This is a genomic window from Williamsia serinedens, from assembly GCF_024171725.1.
Lineage (GTDB): Bacteria > Actinomycetota > Actinomycetes > Mycobacteriales > Mycobacteriaceae > Williamsia_A > Williamsia_A serinedens.
Window position 1 is genome coordinate 112,453 of sequence record NZ_JAMTCG010000003.1, and the last position, 17,680, is coordinate 130,132.

Consider the following 17,680-nt stretch of genomic DNA (forward strand, 5'->3'; position numbering starts at 1 on the left):
TCCCTCACTCGTAGACGCCCTCGACCGTCCATCGCTGGTGGCTGTAGCGCAGCAGCAGAGCCCGCGAGTCCTCGAGGAGGACCTGCGCGCGGGCATGGGCGCCCACCCGTTCCTCCGGTGCACCCCACCACCGTTCGTCGGCCGGCCACGGCCCGGCCCACCACCGCAGGACCCACCGTCGGGAACCCCAGGTCACGCTGGCCGGTTCGGCGCTGAAACCGCCCCGGGAGGTCACCTGCACCGGTTCCTCCTCGTCGTCGAGGACGGTGACAGGGGTGTCGAGCACGACCGCCGGCGCGGGGTCGGGGACGCGACCGGGCCAGGGCGCGGACGGGTCGGCGGCGGGGACGAGCTCGTCGCCGAGGGGCACCAGCGTGACCCGTTCGGCCACACCGCGTCCCCCGCTGGCCACCGGCACCCGCACCGCGTCGCCACCGAGCAGACCCTGCACCCGCACCAGCGCCCGCCGTGCCCGCTCGGCGACCTCCCCGTCGCCGCCGGGGATGCCGGCGCCGCGGAAACCGAACTGCAGCGCACCGGAGTCGACGAGTTCCACCGGCTCGAGGCGCAGGGTGGCGATCGGCGAGTCGGGCCGCTCGCCGGCCCGCCCGGTGAGCCACCCGTCGAGCTGCCAGCGGATCCGGTCGGCGGTGGCCTCCGGGGTCAGCGGTTCGGCGCACCGCCACGTCCGCGACGACTGCTGTCCTCCGGTGGTGGTGGCGTGCACGGTGAGCCGGGTGCACGCGACCGCCGCGGACATCAGCGCCCGGTGCAGTTCGTCGGCGAGACGGCGTCCGACGAACGCCGCCGCGTCGACGCGGTCGATCGGGGGGTCGCACCGGTGCTCGATGACGACGTCGGTCGACGGCAACCGTCCCGACGGTCGACGGCCGGGTTCGGCCCGGGCGGCACGGTGCGCGATCACCGCGTCGGTGCCGAACCGGTTGGCGACATCGGTCGGCGACAGCTGCGCGAACGCACCGACGGTGCGGATCCCCAACCGCCACAACAGGTCGACGAGTTGCTCGCGGTCGTCGGTGACGAGGCTCGGCTCGGCGTTCAACTCACCGATCGGCAGGGCGGCGAGGAACTCCGCGTCTCCCCTGGGCGCGACGATGCGGCCGTGGCGTGCCGCGGCGGCGCAGGTGAACAGCTCGTCGGCGATGCCGGTCTGCGACTCCACCCCGTGGGCGGCGATCACGTCGATGAGCTTCTCCGCGGCCACCTCCTCCCCACCGAAGTACCGGGCCGCCCCGTCGGCCGGCAGCACCATGAGACCCGGGCGCAGCACCTCGACGGTGGGGATCACCTCGGCCACCGACGCCACCAACGGCTCGAAGAAGCGGGCGTCACGCCCGGGGTCGGCGATGACCACGTGCAGGTCGGGGCAGCGCGCCTGCGACTCCCGCTTCTTCATGCCGCGGCGGACACCGACGGCGCGGGCCGTGGCCGAGCAGGTGATCACACGGTTCGCCGAGATCACGGCGACCGGGCGGTCCGGGGAGAGGTCGGCGTCGGCCGCGGCGGCCGCGGCGGGCCAGTCGGGGCACCACACGCCCAGGGTGCGTCGTGTCGACATCGTCCGGCCCGATCAGTTCGCGACCGACAGCGGCGACGTGCGCGACGGTGTCTCGGGCGCGGCGGCGGCGACCACCTGCACCCGACCGTCGAGGCGGGTCACGTCGACGCGGGTGTGGGTACCGGGGGCGCCACGATCGCTCACGTGCACCGTCAGCGACAGACCCGCGATGCGTCCGTGGCCGAGATGCCGGAACGGGGTGTGCCGGTAGTCGTCGACGCGCGCGGTCACCGTCGCCCGGGATCCCGGCCAGCGGCCGTCGGTGACGACGAGGGCCGACCCCTTGGCCCGCGCCCGGGCCGTCACCGCCCGCGACCGCGACGGCGCCACGCTGGCCCCGCCGAGGCCGACGATCACCAGGTCCAGTCCGTCCAGCAGGACGGCCGCGACCTCCACCGGGTCGAACGCGGGGGTGCCCGTCCGTCCCGGCGTCGACGGACCGGGCACCGTCGCGACGCGCGACAGGTCCGCACCCATCTCCGCCGCGGCGTGCAGGCTCAGGTGCGGGTGTCCGACCACCGCGACGTAGCCGCCGGCGGCGGTGACCGACGCGATCATCGACACCAGCACCGACCGCGCGCCGTCGACCGTCGTCACCGCCCCGCGCGCGATCCCGCCGCCCGGCATCACCCCGGCCAGCGCCTGCGGCACGGGCAGCACCTCCCGCCGCCGCTGCTGGGAGGCGACCACCGCGACCGACTGCTGGTCGTCGGGGACGACGGATGCCGTCCGCTTCGCCGACACCGTCGCCAGACGGGCCCGCAGCCGCGCGACGGTGTCGGCCACGTCCGCCCGGTCGGTCCCGTCCGGGTCCACCGGGTCCTGTGATCCCCGGTGTCTCGATCCCACCGACGTCATGACGCCTCCTCGCCCGACCCGCGTTTGCACACGGGTCGGCAGCTCTCGGGCCGCGGGGAAGGTGCCCACACACGGGGTGTGACCACGCACGACGTTGTCGAACATGCTTTCGAAACCCGATGCTAGGGCGGGGGTCCGACAGCCGTCAATCGCCTCGTCGGAGCACCGGACAGACATGCGAACCACTGGGGCAGGAGTCCACTAACCTTGCTCATTGTGACACCTCCCTCCCGCCCCCGACACGTCCCCGGACCGGGCTCACTGGTCGCCGGACGCTATCGGCTGACGTCGAAACTGGGCGGCGGCGGCATGGGTGCCGTGTGGCTCGCCACCGACCAACTGCTCGACCGTGAGGTCGCGGTGAAGCAGGTCGTCTCCACCGACGGCATGTCCGACGAGGGCGCCGACGACGTGCGCACCCGCGCCCTGCGGGAGGGCCGCATGGCCGCACGGCTGTCGCACACCAACGCGATCGCCATGCACGACATCGCCGTCGACGGCGGCGAGCCGTGGCTGGTGATGGAGTACGTGCCCTCGCGCAGCGTCGCGCAGATCCTGCACTCCACCGGCACGCTGCCGGTGGTCCACTCCGCGCAGATCGGCGCCCAGGTGGCCGCGGCGATGGCCGCCGCCCACGCGGAGGGGATCGTCCACCGCGACATCAAGCCCGGCAACATCCTCGTCGCCACCACCGGACGCGACGCCGGGCTGGTGAAGATCTCCGACTTCGGCATCTCCCGCGCCAAGGACGAGACCCAGGTCGCCGAGAACGGCGTGATCACCGGCACCCCCGCCTACTTCGCGCCGGAGGTGGCCCGCGGCGCCGAGCCGACCGAGGCGTCGGACGTCTACTCGCTGGGCGCGACGGTCTACACCGCCGTCGAGGGCACACCCCCGTTCGGTGTCGACGAGGACTCGCTGGTGCTGCTGCACCGGGTCGCCCGCGGTGAGATCACCCCGCCGACCCGTGCCGGCGACCTGTCCCCCGTGCTGCTCGCGATGCTGGAGCCGAGTCCGACCCGTCGCCCCACCATGGCGCAGGCCCGCGACATGCTCGCCAGCGTCGCCGCCGGTCCCGGCGGCAACCCGTCGACCGTCCTGTCCGCTCCGTTGCCGCGCAGCGAGGGCGGCATGCCCATCTGGGGTGGACGTCCCCGCGAGCGCTCCGGACGCGACCGGACCGGCGTGTCCGCCCGCACCGAGACCGGTCTGCCCGCCGCCCGGGTGCGTCCGGCCACCGCGCACGCCGCGCAGCCGGGTCCGGCGGCGACACCCCCGCCGCGCGACTCCGCGCCGGCGGGACCCACGCCGGCGCCGTCGGAGCCGACCCCACCGTCGACGACACCGCCGGGGCCGTCCGTCGCCTCGCGCCTGCTGCCGGGTGCACCCACTCCGCCGGATTCCGCCGACCGCACCATCCCGCTGCGCCTGATCATCATCGGCGCCGGGATCGTCGTGCTCCTCGTGGTGCTGCTGCTCCTGGTGCTCTGACGGTCCCGCTCACCCGATGTGACGCGTCGCGGCCCATCGGGTCAGGGCGTTGCGGTTCGACTGCTGGGTCTTGCGCAGGACGTTCGACGCGTGGGTCTCGACGGTCTTGACCGAGATGAACAGTTCCTCGGCGATCTCCCGATAGGTGTAGCCGCGGGCGAGCAGTCGCAGCACCTCGAGCTCCCGCGGTGTCAGGGAGTCGAGGTCGGGATCGAGATGCGGCTCGGGCACCGGCGATCGTCCCGTGAACGAGTCGAGCACGAACCCGGCCAGGCGCGGGCTGAACACCGCGTCACCGTCGGCGACACGGCGCACGGCGTCGGCGAGGTCGGACCCGGCGATGGTCTTGGTGACGTACCCGCGCGCGCCGGCGCGGATGGTCGCGATGACGTCCTCGGCGGCGTCGGACACGCTGAGCGCCAGGTACACCGGCTCGACGCCGCGCCGGGTGTCGGCCACGCCTCGGATCACCGCGACGCCACCGCCGGACGGCATGTGGACGTCGAGCAGCACGACATCGGGTGCGGTGGCGACGATCCCGGCGACCGCCTCGGCGACACCACCTGCCTCGCCCACGATCTCGAGGCCGTCCTCGCGCGACAGCTCCGCGCGCACCCCCGAGCGGAACACGGCGTGGTCGTCGACGAGGTAGACCGTGCGGACCGTCCCTGGGGTCGCGGTCCCCGCGTTCGTCGTCACTGTGTGGCCCCTTCCGCCGCGTCGGATCCCGATGCGGGACTGTCGAAGTGGACGCGCAGCGTCACCTCGGTCCCGCGCTCCGCGCTCGACCGGATGTCGACGGTGCCGCCGTGCCGCTCGATGCGGGCGCGGATGGACCGGGCGATGCCCTGCCGGTCGGCGGCCACCGTGTCCGGGTCGAAACCGCGGCCCCGGTCGCGGACGAACACCTGCGCGTCGGTGTCCGACAGCTCGGCGTAGACGTCGACGCGCTTCTGCCCGGAGTGCTTGGCGGCGTTGACCAACGCCTCCCGGGCGGCGCCGACGAGGGCGTCGCACCGGTGGTCGGTCTCGCCGACGGTCACGAGGTCGACCTCGATGCCGTAGCCGTCCTCGACCTCGGCGGCGACGGTCGCCAACGCCGCCGACACCGACGTCTCCTCACCACGGGGGCCGTCGAACAGCCACCGGCGCAGTTCCCGTTCCTGGCTGCGCGCCAGGCGGGCGACCTCGTCGGGGCTGTCGGAACGCTTCTGGATGAGGGCGAGGGTCTGCAGCACCGAGTCGTGCAGGTGCACTGCGATCTCCTCGCGCTCGGCGGTGCGGATCCGGGCCGACCGTTCGGCGTCGGCGGTGCGCACCAGGCGCATCCACAGCGGGATGGTCAGCACCACGACGCCGACGAGGGTCGCCGCGACGGCGAGCAGGGTCGAGTTCAGCCCGCCGAACGAGCGGTTGCCGGCGACCACCACGACGACCAGACCGACGACCACCAGGGCCGCCCCGCCGACGAGACGCAGCCAGGTGAGGACCGAGGTGCGTCGCCGGTCGCCGAGGTCGACCTCGCGCCACACCACTGCCGCACCGATCGCGATGACCGCGATCGGGATGAGGTAGCCGGCGGGCGTCCCCGACGCCGTCGACCCCACGACCAGCAACCCGACCGCACCGAGGACGGCGAGACCGATCGCCTGCGAACGCTCGCCGGGCGCGGGTGGGTCGGTGTCGTCGCCGGGCGGACAGAAGAACCAGAGCAGGGCGTAGGCCATCACGCCGGCGCCGGCGAGCACGGTGAGGGCGACGAACACCAGACGCACCACCACCGGGCGGACACCGAGATGGTCGGCGACACCACCGGCGACACCACCCACGACCCGACCGCCGTCGCGGCGGGCGATCCGGGGCGTCGACCCCTCGTCCCGCGGCGACGGCGCGTCCGCGCGCGTGTACCGGGTGGTCATGCACCGATCGTGACACGCAGGGGCGGGGTGCGACATCGGGGAGCACCCCGACACGACCGTGGCGTGGACCGCCGCGATATCAGGGTTGATCCCGATTCACCTCGGCGGCGTCGCAGCCGACGATGAGTGCATGAGTCCGACAGTGGCACCCCCCACGACCGACGAGCTGCACGACATCTGGCGGACCCGCCCCGTGCGCTCGGGTGGCGACGCCATGGCCGCCGGCGTGTGCAGCGGCATCGCCCGCCGCTACGACGTCGACCCGACCCTGGTGCGAGTGGCGCTGGTGGTCGCGGCCACGTTCGGCGGCAGCGGCGTGCTCGCCTACATCGCGTGCTGGTTCCTGCTCCCCTCCGACGGTGTCGAGAACCCCCGTCGCCGAGGGCCTCTCGGCACGCACGGGCTGTCTCGTGGTCTCCACCGGCCGGGGACCGTCGGGCTCGTCGTGGTGGCGATCATCGCGCTCGCCGCCCTGCCCAGCCCCGCGTGGGGATCCAGCGGGCTCGTCGGGGCGGCGTTGCTGGTGGTCGGCGTGTGGGCCCTGCACCGTCGGACGCCGCAGCCGCCGCCGGGCACGTCCGTCGACACCGTCGGGGCGGTCTCGCTGACCAAGTCCCGGCCCGCGTCGGCCGACGCCCCGACCGGTGCCGACCCCACGACCGAGCGCGTGGTGCCACCGGCGTGGGATCCGCTCGGTGCGGCCCCGTTCGCCTGGGACCTGCCCGAGCCGCCGGAGAAGAGCGTCCCCGACCGGCGCCCGGCCCGCGACACCGCCCTGGCCGCGACCGTGGTGGGACTCGCGCTCGTCGTCGCGGCGGTGGGGGTGGCGCTGTGGGCCGGTGCGGGCGTGTCGGTCGTGACCCCGGTGCGCGTCGCCGGCGCGGTGCTCGCGGTGCTCGCCGTCGGGGTGGTCGCCGGCGCTCTGCGCGGTCGACGCACCGGGCTGACCGGTCTCGCCGTCCTGGTGGCGCTGGTGGTCGTCGTGCTCGGTGTGGGCGACCGTGGGCCGGACTTCCCGTCCGGCGGTGTGGGCGAACGCAACTGGACCCCGATGACCGAACGCGACATCGCGTCGGAGTACTCGGTCACCGTCGGCAAGGCCACCCTCGACCTGCGGTCGGTGTCGCTGAACGCCGACCGCACCGTGCGTGTGGAGGCCGGTGTCGGCCAGGTCGTCGTCGACGTCCCCCGCGACATGACCATCCGGACCGTCTGTCACACAACCGTCGGCAAGCAGGACTGCGCGTCGGGGATCCAGCGTGGGGGCGACGGCACCGCCGGACCGGTGCTCACCGTCGACGCCTCGACCATCGCCGGCGACATAGAGGTGCGTCGTGGCTGAGCGGGATGTCCGTGGGCCGGTGGACCTCGGTCAGGTGGTGGTCGGTGTGATCGCGTTCGTGGTGGCGGTGTGGGGGCTGCTCGGTGCCCCGTCGCTCGAGGAGGTGTCGGTGCTGCCGTGGATCGCCGTGGGCGTCGCAGGAGTCGTCGGTGTGGGCCTCATCGTCGGCGGCAGTCTCCGCTCCCGACGCCGCTGACGCCCGGCTCTCGCCCCGGATCCACCCCCGCCGAGCGTGCCGATACCCCCCGCCGAGCGGGCAGTAGACCCCGCCGAGCGGGCACTAGATCGCGTCGAGCGGGCAGTAGATCGCGTCGAGCGGGCAGTCGGTGCGACGACATCATCCGATGTGCACGATCGGTGCGATCTGCTGCACGCTCGCGGCGATCGAGTGCACGGTCGACGGGGAGTCTCTGCACAGTCGACGGCGAGTTTCGGCACGGTCGACGGGCCGTATTGGCACGCTCGACGGCTTGTCACCGGGGCTGGGTCACTCCCACTCGATGGTGCCCGGCGGCTTGCTGGTGACGTCGAGGACGACGCGGTTCACGTCCGACACCTCGTTGGTGATGCGGGTGGAGATGAGTTCGAGCGTCTCGTAGGGCACCCGGGTCCAGTCCGCGGTCATCGCGTCCTCGCTCGACACCGGGCGCAGCACGATCGGGTGACCGTAGGTGCGTCCGTCACCCTGGACACCGACGCTGCGGACGTCGGCGAGCAGGACGACGGGGCACTGCCAGATGGTGGAGTCGAGTCCGGCGGCCGTGAGCTCCTCGCGGGCGATGCGGTCGGCCGCGCGCAACGTCTCCAGACGCTCGGCGGTCACCTCGCCGACGATGCGGATCGCCAGACCCGGCCCCGGGAACGGTTGGCGCGCAACGATCTCCTCGGGCAGACCGAGCTCGCGTCCGACGGCCCGCACCTCGTCCTTGAACAGCAGCCGCAGCGGCTCGACGAGCGTGAACTCGAGATCCTCGGGCAGCCCGCCGACATTGTGGTGGCTCTTGATGTTCGCGGTCCCGCTGCCACCGCCGGACTCGACGACGTCCGGGTACAGCGTTCCCTGCACCAGGAAGTCCACGGTCCCCTCGCTGCCGTCGAGCACCTCGGTGACGGCGCCCTCGAACGACCGGATGAACTCGCGGCCGATGATCTTGCGCTTGGTCTCCGGGTCCGTCTGTCCCGACAGCTCGCGCAGGAACGTCTCCTCGGCGTCGACGGTGACCAGTCGCGCGCCGGTGGCGGCGACGAAGTCGGTCTGAACCTGCTCGCGCTCGCCGGCGCGCAGCAGACCGTGGTCGACGAAGACGCAGGTCAGTCGGTCCCCGATCGCTCGTTGGACCAGCGCGGCGGCCACCGCGGAGTCGACGCCACCGGACAGCCCGCAGATCGCCTGGCCGTCGCCGACCTGCTCACGCACCTGCTCGATCAGCGACTCGGCGATGTTGGCCGGCGTCCAGCTCGGTTCGAGACCGGCGATCTCGTACAGGAACCGGGTGAGCACCTGCTGACCGTGCGGGGTGTGCATCACCTCGGGGTGGTACTGCACGCCCGCCATGTGCCGCTCGAGGTTCTCGAACGCCGCCACAGGCGCACCCGGCGTCGACGCGGTGACGGTGAATCCCTCCGGCGGCTGCTGGACGGCGTCGTTGTGGCTCATCCAGACCGGTTGTGTCCCCGGCAGTCCCGCGTGCAGAACCGATTCACCCGTCACCGACAGCGTCGTCCTGCCGAACTCCCGCCCGCCGGTGTTGGCGACGACACCGCCGAGCCCGGCCGCCATCGCCTGGTAGCCGTAGCAGATGCCGAACGCCGGCAGGCCGAGCGTCAGCATGGCCGGGTCCAACCCCGGGGCGTCGTCGGCGTAGACCGACGCCGGCCCACCCGAGAGGATGAGCGCGACAGGGTTTTTGGCCTGGATCTCCTCGATCGTCGCGGTGTGCGGGATCACCTCGGAGTAGATGCGGGCCTCACGCACGCGACGGGCGATCAGCTGCGCGTACTGGGCACCGAAGTCGACGACCAGGACCGGTCGGGGGGCGGCTGCGGCGATCGGATCGTCGTGCGTCACCCGCGTGAGTCTAGGCGCTGACGTCGGCGCGTCCCGCATCCGCGGCGACCGGCGGGAACAGCGACTCCGACGTGCCGTGGTTCACAGCGACGATCGGCAGCCGCAGCGCACCCGGGGCGTCGGCGGGCACCACCGGCGCGACGGGTGCGATCGGATCGAGGCGACGGTACGGCTCGCCCTGCGACGGACGGAGGTCGGCCTCACCCTTGTTGGGCCACAGCGCGATCGCCCGCTCGGCCTGCGCGCTGATGCTCAGCGACGGGTTGACGCCGAGGTTCGCACTGATGGCCGCGCCGTCGGTGATGTGCAGCGTCGGGTAGTTCCACACGCGGTGGTAGGGGTCGATGACACCGGTCGACGGGTCGTCGGCGATGACGCATCCGCCCAGGTAGTGGGCGGTCAGCGGCATGTTGAACACGTCGCCCCAGGTGCCGCCCGCGAGCCCGTCGAGCTTCTCGGCGGCCCGTTGCGTGGCCTCGTTGCCGGCCGGGATCCACGTCGGGTTCGGCTCCCCGTGACCCTGACGGCTGTTCACGAAGCGGTACTTGCCGATCTTCTGGACGAACGTCGTCAGCGAGTTGTCCTTGTTCTGCATCACCAGCATGATCACGGTCCGCTGCGACCAGTCCTTGACCCAGAACAGGCGACGCAGCGCACCGGGGTTCTTGCGCAGCTCGTCGAGCCACTTGAGCACGCGCGGCCGCCCGGGGGCGCCGTCGGTGAGCAGCGTCTGCAACAGCGCCATCGCGTTCGACCCCTTGCCGTAGCGGCAGGGTTCGATGTGTGTGTCGGGCGCTGGGTGGATCGACGACGTGATGGCGACACCCTCGGAGAAGTCCTCCGACGGGTCGACCTTGTGCCGCATCGCCCCGAGAATCGACTCGGAGTTGGTGCGCGTCAGCCGGCCCATGGTGTCCGACAGCTCCGGCAATGACCCGTCGTCCTTGGCGAGGTGCAGCAGCCGCTGCGTGTTGTACGTGCCGGCCGCGACGATGACGTGCGATGCCGTGAGGGTCTTCGGCTTCCGGCCCAGTCGGGTCCACGCACCGGTGCGCGCGGTCTCCACCCACCAGGTGTCCTTGTCGCGGTTGGTGCGCAGGCCGGTCACCGTCGTGCGGTCGAGGATGACGGCTCCGGCGCGCTCCGCCAGGCCCAGGTAGTTCTTCATCAGCGTGTTCTTCGCCCCGACGCGGCAGCCGGTCATGCACGAGCCGCACTCGGTGCAGGCGACGCGGTCGGGGCCGACACCGCCGAAGTACGGGTCGGGCACGGTCTCACCCGGGGCGCCCTGGCCGCCGGTCTTGGCGCCGAAGAACACGCCGACGGGCGTCGGGCCGAAGGTGTCACCGACGCCCATGTCGTCGGCGATGTCCTTGAGCACCCGGTCGGACGGGGTGAAGGTGGGGTTCGACACCACGCCGAGCATGCGACGGGCCTGCTCGTAGTGCGGGGTGAGCTCGGCCTCCCAGTCGGTGATGTGACCCCACTGCGGGTCGGTGAAGAACGGCGTCGGCGGCTTGTACAGCGTGTTCGCGTAGTTCAGCGATCCGCCACCGACGCCGGCACCGGCGAGCACCATGACGTCGCGCAGCATGTGGATCCGCTGGATGCCGTAGAGGTGCAGCTTGGGCGCCCACAGGAACTTGTTGAGCCGCCAGCTCGTCTTCGCGAAGTCCTCGTCCTCGAACCGACGACCGGCCTCGACGACCGCGACGCGGTACCCCTTCTCCACCAGACGCAGCGCGCTCACGCTGCCGCCGAAGCCCGATCCGATGATCAGGACGTCGTAGTCATGCCTGGGTTGGGACACCGTGCCACCTCGCGTTCCGTGCTGGTCGACGTCACGGGGCTGCGACGGGGTCGCTGTGACGCGCGCCCCATCGTACAACGCGCGTTGTCAGATTCCCGAACTCGCCGACGATCGCGCCGGCAGGGCCTCGGACACCTCCCACAGCCGTGCGGCGTTCACCGGGTCGAGCGCGAACGGGGCCACCCCGTGACGGCCGTCCGCCTCTGCCCGCGCGCGGAGAACCGGCGCCGGCGCGCAGTCCTCGAGGTAGACGCCACCCACGCCCTCGAGGTCGGGGTGCACCGCCGCGAGCACCGTCGTCGCCGCGCCCTGCTCGACCGACTTGAGGTCGTCGGATGCGCCGGCCGAGCGTCGGGCCGCCGCCAGCGCCTCCGGATCGACGTGCCGCTGCAGACCGGTGGCGATCCCTCCGGGCATCACGGCGTTCACCCGGATCCCCTCACCCGCCCATCGCCGGTCGGCCTCCACGGCGAACAGCGTGGTCGCGCTCTTCGACTGGCCGTAGGCGAGGAACGGGTCGTACTCGACGAAGGAGAAGTCCAGATCGTCGAACAACACCGGGCACCGTTGATGCGCCGACGACGTCACGACGACCACCCGCGCGCCGTGCGCATCGACGAGCGCGTCGTGCAGTCCGGTCACGAGCCGGAAGTGGCCGAGGTGGTTGACGGCGAACTGCATCTCGACGCCGTCCGGGGTCAGGGTGCGCTCGGGCAGCGCCATCACACCGGCGTTGGCGATCAGCACGTGCAGCGGCCCGGACCACGCCTGCACGAACGCGTCGACGCTCCCGAGATCGGCCAGGTCGAGGTGACGCACCTCGACCTCGGCACCGGGGTGCGCCGACCGGATGTCCTCGCCGACCGCCGCGCCCGCCGCGACGTCCCGCACCGCCATGACGACGTGCGCGCCGCGGGCTGCGAGGACGCGGGCGGTCGCGACGCCGATCCCCGACGACGCGCCGGTGACGACGACGATGCGACCGGTCAGGTCGAGACCGTCGACGACCTCGTCGGCCGTGGTGGTGGCGTCGAATCGGGTCGGCACCGTGAGAGCGGCGGACTGCGGGGGGAAGGTCATGGCGTCTCCTCGATCAGAAAACGTAGGGTTACTACGCTTCCTGGCGACTGTATCACCGAAACGAAGGGTGACTACGGTTGTGGGATGTCCCCCGCTCGATCCGACGCCCGCGCCAACCGCGAGTCCCTCGTGACGGCTGCCGCGGACCTGTTCGCCGAGGCCGGTGCGGCCGTTCCGCTCGACGCGATCGCCCGCCGGGCCGGCGTGAGCATCGCGACGCTCTACCGCCACTTCCCGAGCCGCGAGGCGCTGGTGGTCGAGGTCTACCGCTCCGAGATCGAGCGGCTCGGCGAGACCGACGAGGTGCTCGCGCACAGCGCCACCGCAGCCGAGGCGATGGGCGTGTGGACACGGCGTTTCCTCGCCTACGCCGACACGAAACAGGTTCTCGGAGAGGTCATCCACGCACTTCCCGACGACGAGCGTCCCTCGGCACGGGCGACGGTGACCGGCGCGATCGACCGACTGCTCGACGCCGGCCGACGCGACGGGTCGCTGCGGGCCGGCGTCGACGCCGACGACGTGCTGCTGCTGTTCAGTGGCGTGTGGACGCTGCCCGACGACGATCGCCGTCGTGCGCGGGTGGACCGCCTCGCGGCGTTCGTCCTCGACGGGCTGCGCGTCGACGGCTGATCGCCGCCGAAGCTCTCACGACCGCGCGGTCAGACCCACCTTCTGGAACTCCTTGAGGTCGGAGTAACCGGCCTTGGCCATCGATCGGCGCAGGCCGCCGACGACGTTGCGGTCACCGAACGGCACCGACGACGGCCCGTGCAGCACGCACTCGAGGCTGGGGTTCTCGCCCTCGACCGCGACCTGCATCAGCGCGCCACGCGGCAGCGACGGGTGCGCAGCCGCGGCGGTCCAGAACCAGCCCCGACCGGGCGCCTCGGCGGCCGCGGCGAGCGGGGTGCCGAGCATGGCGGCGTCGGCGCCGCAGGCGATGGCCTTCGCGAGGTCACCGGAGGTGTGGATGTCGCCGTCGGCGATCACGTGCACGTAGCGGCCACCGGTCTCGTCGAGGTACTCCCGACGCGCTGCGGCGGCGTCGGCGATGGCGGTGGCCATCGGCACACCGATACCCAGCACCTCACCGGTCGTGGTCGAACCCTCGGTGGAGCCGTACCCGACGATGACGCCGGCCGCGCCGGTCCGCATGAGGTGCAGCGCGGTGCGGTGGTCGTGCACGCCGCCCGCCACGACGGGGATGTCGAGCTCGGCGATGAACGTCTTGAGGTTCAACGGCTCTCGATCGCTCTTGCTGACGTGCTCGGCCGAGATGATCGTCCCGTGCACGACGAGCAGGTCGATGCCCGCCGACAGCAAGGTCGGCGTCAGCTCCTGCGCGTGCTGCGGGCTGACCCGCACCGCCGTGGTGACACCGGCGTCGCGGATACGCGCGACGGCCTCGCCGAGCAGCGCGGTGTCGAGGGGTGCGGCGTGCAGCTCCTGCAGCCGGGCGATCGCGGCGGCGGGATCCGGGTCGCCGTCGGCGATCTCGGCGACCTCCGCCAGCCGGGCGTCGGCGTCACGATGCCGCGACCACAGACCCTCGCCGTTGAGGACCCCGAGTGCGCCGGCCCTGCCCAGCGCGATCGCGGTGTCGGGTGAGACCACCGCGTCGGTGGGGTGCGTCAGGATCGGGGTGTCGAAGCGGTAGGCGTCGAGCTGCCACGCCGTCGACACCTCGCTCGACGACCGCGTCCGTCGGGACGGGACGATCGTGATGTCGTCGAGCTCGAACGTCTGCCGGGCGGTCCTGCCCATGCCGATGTCCACCAGGTCACGCACCGGTGCGCCTTTCGTCGGAATCCGCCCCCGTCACCGCCCCCGGGTCACGCCCGGGGCGACGGTCACCGCGAATAGTAGTTGGGGGCCTCGACGGTCATCGTGATGTCGTGCGGGTGGCTCTCCTTGAGGCCGGCCGCGGTGATCTGCACGAAGCGCGCCTGCTGCAGGTGCTCGATGGTCGCCGAGCCCGTGTACCCCATCGCCGCGCGCAGACCGCCGCGCAGCTGGTGGATCACCTGGGTGAGCGGTCCGCGGAACGGCACCCGGCCCTCGATGCCCTCGGGCACCAGCTTCTCCTCGGAGAGCACGTCGTCCTGGAAGTAGCGGTCCTTGGAGAAAGACTTCTTCTCCCCGCGGCCCTGCATCGCGCCCAGCGAGCCCATGCCGCGATAGCTCTTGAACTGCTTGCCATTCACCAGGATCAGCTCACCGGGGGCCTCGGCCGTACCGGCCAACAGCGAACCGAGCATGACGGTCGACGCGCCGGCGGCGAGCGCCTTGGCGATGTCTCCGGAGAACTGCAGGCCGCCGTCGGCGATCACCGGGACGCCCGCGCGCTTGCAGACGGCGACGGCCTCCATGACCGCGGTGATCTGCGGCGCACCGACACCCGCGACCACGCGGGTGGTGCAGATGGAGCCCGGACCGACGCCGACCTTCACCGCGTCCGCACCGGCGTCGACGAGGGCCTGGGCGGCCTCCCGGGTCGCGACGTTGCCGCCGACGATCTGCACACGATCGCCGACCTCGGCCTTCAGCTTGGCCACCATGTCGAGGACGAGTCGGTTGTGGGCGTGCGCGGTGTCGACGATGATCACGTCCACCCCGGCGTCGGTCAGTGCCATCGCGCGGGTCCACTGCGTGTCCCCGGTTCCGATCGCGGCGCCGACGAGCAGGCGGCCGTCGGAGTCCTTCGTGGCGTCCGGGTGCTGCTCGGTCTTGACGAAGTCCTTGACCGTGATGAGACCGGTGAGACGGCCGTCGCCGTCGACGATGGGCAGCTTCTCCAGCTTGTTGCGACGCAGCAGGCCCAGCGCCGCCTCCGCGGAGACACCCTCCTGCGCGGTGATCAACGGCGCCTTCGTCATCACCTCGGACACCGGGCGGTCCTGGTCGACCTCGAAGCGCATGTCGCGGTTGGTGATGATGCCGAGGAGGTTGTTGTCGTCGTCGGTGACGGGCAGACCCGAGATGCGGAAGCGGCCGCACATCGCGTCGACCTCGGCGAGGGTGTTCGTCGGACGGCACGTCACCGGATCGGTGACCATGCCCGCCTCCGACCGCTTGACGGTCTCGACCTGACCGGCCTGGTCGTCGATGGAGAGGTTGCGGTGCAGCACCCCCATGCCGCCGGCACGGGCCATCGCGATGGCCATCCGCGACTCGGTGACGGTGTCCATCGCGGAGCTGACGAGCGGCACCTTGAGGCGGATCTGCTTGGTCACCTGCGACGAGGTGTCGACCTCGCTGGGGATGACGTCGGAGGCGGCCGGGAGCAGCAGCACGTCGTCGAAGGTGAGCCCGAGCATGGCGACCTTGTTCGGGTCGTCGCCGCCGGTCCGCACCAGCGGGGTGACCGCGTCGGCGATCGGTGGCGTGTCGAGGTGGGAGGTCATGGATCTGCACCCTCTCCTGGTCGAGGCGTGTCCGCAGGCCGACAGCAGTCGCCGGGGGGATCAGCGGCGGTCACGGTGGGATGACCACCATCGTATAAGCCCCAGGCCACCTCTCCTGCCACGCCCGTGCCGACGTGCCGGGCGTCAACGTGGGGCTGTGCTCACGCGTGCGCGGAAGTGGCGCCGGGACACGACCGCTGACTACGGTTGTGTGCGTGCGTGACCACCTGCCGCCCGGGCTGCCCCCGGACCCGTTCGCCGACGACCCCAGCGACCCGTGCGCCGCGCTGGACTCGGTGGAACCGGCCGCACCCCTCGATCCCGACGAGCGTCTCGCCGTCGAGGAGGATCTCGCCGATCTGGCCGTCTACGAGGCACTGTTGGCCCGTCACGGGGTCCGCGGCCTCGTGGTCGTGTGCGACGACTGTCAGCAGGACCACTACCACGACTGGGACATGCTCCGCGCCAACCTCCTGCAGCTGCTCGTGGAGGGGACCGTCCGTCCCCACGAGCCGGCGGTCGACCCGTCGCCCGACGCCTACGTCACCTGGGACTACTGCCGCGGCTACGCCGACGCGATGATGCACACCGGCGAGGACGACTGACGCCACGACAGACCGTGCCGCGCGCGGCACGCCCACGGCGGTCAGCCGACGGGCGTGGTGGTGGTCGTGGTCGTCGTCTCCGACTCCGACGGCTCGCTGCTCTGTGACGGCGGTGCGGCCGGGGTGGTCTTCGGCGGGGTCACCGGGGCCCGCAGCAACATGCGGGGGTCGACGTTCTGCGACGTCGGGATGCTCGGGATCGCCGTCAGCTCGCTCGGGACCGAGATCGACGGCAGGGTCGAGGGAAGCGGGAGCGAGCTGATCGCCGACAGCGGGTTCTGCGGGATCGGCCCCACCTGCTCGGCGAGACGCTGAGCCCAGTCCTGCATCCGCTGCTTGGCGTCGGTGCCGGACATCTTGCCGACGTCCTTCTGTGCGGCGACGAGGTACTCGGCGGCCGCGCGCTTGTCGCCCCCGGCGAGGGCCTGCTCGGCCTTCTCCATGTTCGACTGGACGTTCGACGAGGCGATGGTGGCGCTGGCCTCGGAGCCGAACATCGTCTCCTTGACGTTCCACAGGGGGTCGCCCGGCTCGGCGTTCTGCGCGAGGACGGTGACCGCGCCGAACGCGACGACCGCGACCGCGGCCGCGCCCGCCACGTACCGCAGCCGACGGAAGGCCGTGCGCTGGGTCGTCGAACGGTCCAGGCGCGCGATCTCCGCCTCGACCTCGTCGACGGTCGGGTGCAGCGGCATCGGCCGGGCGTCGATGTCGTGACGCCATCCCGCGAGCATCGCCGCGAGCTGGTGGTCGGCGTCGGTGAGTTCCCACCCGCCGGGCAGGCGGTCACGGGAGAGTGCGTCCAGCAGCGCGTCGTCCGCGCGGACAGCGGTGACGTCGAGCGGCTCGGAGTCCATGGACCCGTGGTCGCGGCCGGGGAAGGCCGCGGTGCGATCGTCGTCGGTCATCGACCCTCACCTGCTCTCGTCATCTCGTTCTTCAGCTTGTTCAGCGCCCGGTGTTGGGCCACGCGGACCGCTCCGGGAGTGCTCCCGACCGCCTCGGCGGTCTCCTCGGCGGACATCCCCACCACCAGCCGCAACACGAGGATCTCGCGTTGCTTCTCGGGGAGGCGGCCGAGCAGCTCCCCCATCCGGCGACTCGCGTCGGAGTTCAGGGCCAGTTGTTCGGGCCCGTCGTCGACGTCCATCGCCTCGGGGATGGTCTCCACCGGATCGGACTTGATCCGTGCGGCCCCCCGATGGGCATCGGCGACCTTGTGGGCGGCGATGCCGTACACGAACGCCATGAACGGCCGCCCCTGGTCGGAATACCTGGGCAGCGCGGTCATCACGGCCATGCAGACCTCCTGCGCCACATCGTCGGCGGACAGCGTGTGCCGTTCGCCTGCCCCCACCCTGGCCCTGCAGTAGCGCACCACCAGGGGACGCACCGTCTCCAGTACGTCGGCGAGAGCCGACCGGTCGCCCCGCCCTGCGGCGGCGACAGCGCGGTCGAGCTCGTCACCTGAGAGATTCATCGTCGCGTCGGGGTTCCTGCGTTACATCGCGGTCGGGGGAC

General features: G+C 72.1%; 16 protein-coding genes. 5 read left to right on the forward strand and 11 right to left on the reverse strand.

Annotated features, from left to right (window positions below; genetic code table 11):
• Positions 1-4: 4 nt before the first annotated feature.
• Positions 5-1,579, reverse strand: coding sequence for a DNA polymerase Y family protein (locus tag LX12_RS07850; protein WP_253653990.1), 1,575 nt, complete (start codon positions 1,577-1,579; stop codon positions 5-7).
• 12 nt (positions 1,580-1,591) lie between these two features.
• Positions 1,592-2,437: a DnaE2-dependent mutagenesis accessory factor ImuA' gene (gene imuA', locus LX12_RS07855; protein ID WP_253653991.1), complete on the reverse strand. Its 846-nt coding sequence runs from the start codon at positions 2,435-2,437 to the stop codon at positions 1,592-1,594.
• A gap of 207 nt (positions 2,438-2,644) precedes the next feature.
• Between imuA' and LX12_RS07860 the strand changes: the two genes are divergently transcribed.
• Positions 2,645-3,928 (forward strand): protein kinase domain-containing protein, encoded by a 1,284-nt coding sequence (locus tag LX12_RS07860; protein ID WP_372504960.1) that lies wholly within the window; start codon positions 2,645-2,647, stop codon positions 3,926-3,928.
• Positions 3,929-3,937: 9 nt separating this feature from the next.
• Here the strand turns inward: LX12_RS07860 and LX12_RS07865 are convergent, their stop codons facing one another.
• The gene (locus LX12_RS07865; protein ID WP_253653993.1) at positions 3,938-4,627 is read right to left on the reverse strand and encodes a LuxR C-terminal-related transcriptional regulator; all 690 of its coding nucleotides are present in this window, start codon (positions 4,625-4,627) and stop codon (positions 3,938-3,940) included.
• A complete protein-coding gene (locus tag LX12_RS07870) occupies positions 4,624-5,847 on the reverse strand; it encodes an ATP-binding protein (RefSeq protein ID WP_253653994.1) in 1,224 nt (407 codons plus the stop codon). The genes LX12_RS07865 and LX12_RS07870 overlap by 4 nt, the downstream gene beginning before the upstream one ends.
• A 130-nt stretch (positions 5,848-5,977) precedes the next feature.
• Here LX12_RS07870 and LX12_RS07875 point away from each other — a divergent pair, with 130 nt between their 5' ends.
• Together LX12_RS07875 and LX12_RS07880 are read left to right on the forward strand one after the other, a co-directional pair.
• Entirely contained in the window at positions 5,978-7,189 is a 1,212-nt protein-coding gene (locus LX12_RS07875; RefSeq protein ID WP_253653995.1) for a PspC domain-containing protein, read from the forward strand.
• Positions 7,182-7,385, forward strand: coding sequence for a hypothetical protein (locus LX12_RS07880; protein ID WP_253653996.1), 204 nt, complete (start codon positions 7,182-7,184; stop codon positions 7,383-7,385). The genes LX12_RS07875 and LX12_RS07880 overlap by 8 nt, the downstream gene beginning before the upstream one ends.
• 291 nt (positions 7,386-7,676) lie before the next feature.
• Here the strand turns inward: LX12_RS07880 and guaA are convergent, their stop codons facing one another.
• From guaA to LX12_RS07895, 3 genes are all read right to left on the reverse strand, one after another.
• Complete coding sequence (gene guaA, locus LX12_RS07885) at positions 7,677-9,257, reverse strand: glutamine-hydrolyzing GMP synthase (RefSeq protein WP_372504961.1); 1,581 nt, start codon at positions 9,255-9,257, stop codon at positions 7,677-7,679.
• A 10-nt stretch (positions 9,258-9,267) separates the two neighbouring features.
• On the reverse strand, positions 9,268-11,067 hold the full coding sequence (locus LX12_RS07890) for a GMC family oxidoreductase N-terminal domain-containing protein (protein ID WP_253653998.1): 1,800 nt from the start codon (positions 11,065-11,067) through the stop codon (positions 9,268-9,270).
• 87 nt (positions 11,068-11,154) lie between these two features.
• Positions 11,155-12,147 (reverse strand): SDR family NAD(P)-dependent oxidoreductase, encoded by a 993-nt coding sequence (locus LX12_RS07895; protein WP_253653999.1) that lies wholly within the window; start codon positions 12,145-12,147, stop codon positions 11,155-11,157.
• 84 nt (positions 12,148-12,231) lie between these two features.
• Here LX12_RS07895 and LX12_RS07900 point away from each other — a divergent pair, with 84 nt between their 5' ends.
• Complete coding sequence (locus tag LX12_RS07900) at positions 12,232-12,780, forward strand: TetR/AcrR family transcriptional regulator (RefSeq protein WP_253654000.1); 549 nt, start codon at positions 12,232-12,234, stop codon at positions 12,778-12,780.
• A gap of 15 nt (positions 12,781-12,795) precedes the next feature.
• Here the strand turns inward: LX12_RS07900 and LX12_RS07905 are convergent, their stop codons facing one another.
• Together LX12_RS07905 and guaB are read right to left on the reverse strand one after the other, a co-directional pair.
• Positions 12,796-13,938, reverse strand: a complete 1,143-nt coding sequence (locus tag LX12_RS07905; RefSeq protein WP_253654001.1) for a GuaB3 family IMP dehydrogenase-related protein — start codon at positions 13,936-13,938, stop codon at positions 12,796-12,798.
• A gap of 62 nt (positions 13,939-14,000) precedes the next feature.
• Entirely contained in the window at positions 14,001-15,554 is a 1,554-nt protein-coding gene (gene guaB / locus LX12_RS07910; protein ID WP_301284345.1) for an IMP dehydrogenase, read from the reverse strand.
• Positions 15,555-15,769: 215 nt separating this feature from the next.
• Between guaB and LX12_RS07915 the strand changes: the two genes are divergently transcribed.
• On the forward strand, positions 15,770-16,159 hold the full coding sequence (locus LX12_RS07915) for a DUF5319 domain-containing protein (RefSeq protein WP_253654002.1): 390 nt from the start codon (positions 15,770-15,772) through the stop codon (positions 16,157-16,159).
• A gap of 41 nt (positions 16,160-16,200) precedes the next feature.
• Here the strand turns inward: LX12_RS07915 and LX12_RS07920 are convergent, their stop codons facing one another.
• Both LX12_RS07920 and LX12_RS07925 read right to left on the reverse strand, forming a co-directional pair.
• The gene (locus tag LX12_RS07920; RefSeq protein ID WP_253654003.1) at positions 16,201-17,067 is read right to left on the reverse strand and encodes an anti-sigma-D factor RsdA; all 867 of its coding nucleotides are present in this window, start codon (positions 17,065-17,067) and stop codon (positions 16,201-16,203) included.
• Entirely contained in the window at positions 17,064-17,639 is a 576-nt protein-coding gene (locus LX12_RS07925) for a sigma-70 family RNA polymerase sigma factor (RefSeq protein WP_253654004.1), read from the reverse strand. The genes LX12_RS07920 and LX12_RS07925 overlap by 4 nt, the downstream gene beginning before the upstream one ends.
• Positions 17,640-17,680: the final 41 nt, after the last annotated feature.

What these genes read in the sequence shown, in the direction of transcription:
- LX12_RS07850 (WP_253653990.1), bottom strand. Translation starts at nt 1,579, where the DNA reads ATGTCGACACGACGCACCCTGGGCGTGTGGTGCCCCGACTGGCCCGCC.
- imuA' (WP_253653991.1), bottom strand. Translation starts at nt 2,437, where the DNA reads ATGACGTCGGTGGGATCGAGACACCGGGGATCACAGGACCCGGTGGAC.
- LX12_RS07870 (WP_253653994.1), bottom strand. Translation starts at nt 5,847, where the DNA reads ATGACCACCCGGTACACGCGCGCGGACGCGCCGTCGCCGCGGGACGAG.
- LX12_RS07875 (WP_253653995.1), top strand. Translation starts at nt 5,978, where the DNA reads ATGAGTCCGACAGTGGCACCCCCCACGACCGACGAGCTGCACGACATC.
- LX12_RS07895 (WP_253653999.1), bottom strand. Translation starts at nt 12,147, where the DNA reads ATGACCTTCCCCCCGCAGTCCGCCGCTCTCACGGTGCCGACCCGATTC.
- LX12_RS07900 (WP_253654000.1), top strand. Translation starts at nt 12,232, where the DNA reads ATGTCCCCCGCTCGATCCGACGCCCGCGCCAACCGCGAGTCCCTCGTG.
- guaB (WP_301284345.1), bottom strand. Translation starts at nt 15,554, where the DNA reads ATGACCTCCCACCTCGACACGCCACCGATCGCCGACGCGGTCACCCCG.
- LX12_RS07920 (WP_253654003.1), bottom strand. Translation starts at nt 17,067, where the DNA reads ATGACCGACGACGATCGCACCGCGGCCTTCCCCGGCCGCGACCACGGG.
- LX12_RS07925 (WP_253654004.1), bottom strand. Translation starts at nt 17,639, where the DNA reads ATGAATCTCTCAGGTGACGAGCTCGACCGCGCTGTCGCCGCCGCAGGG.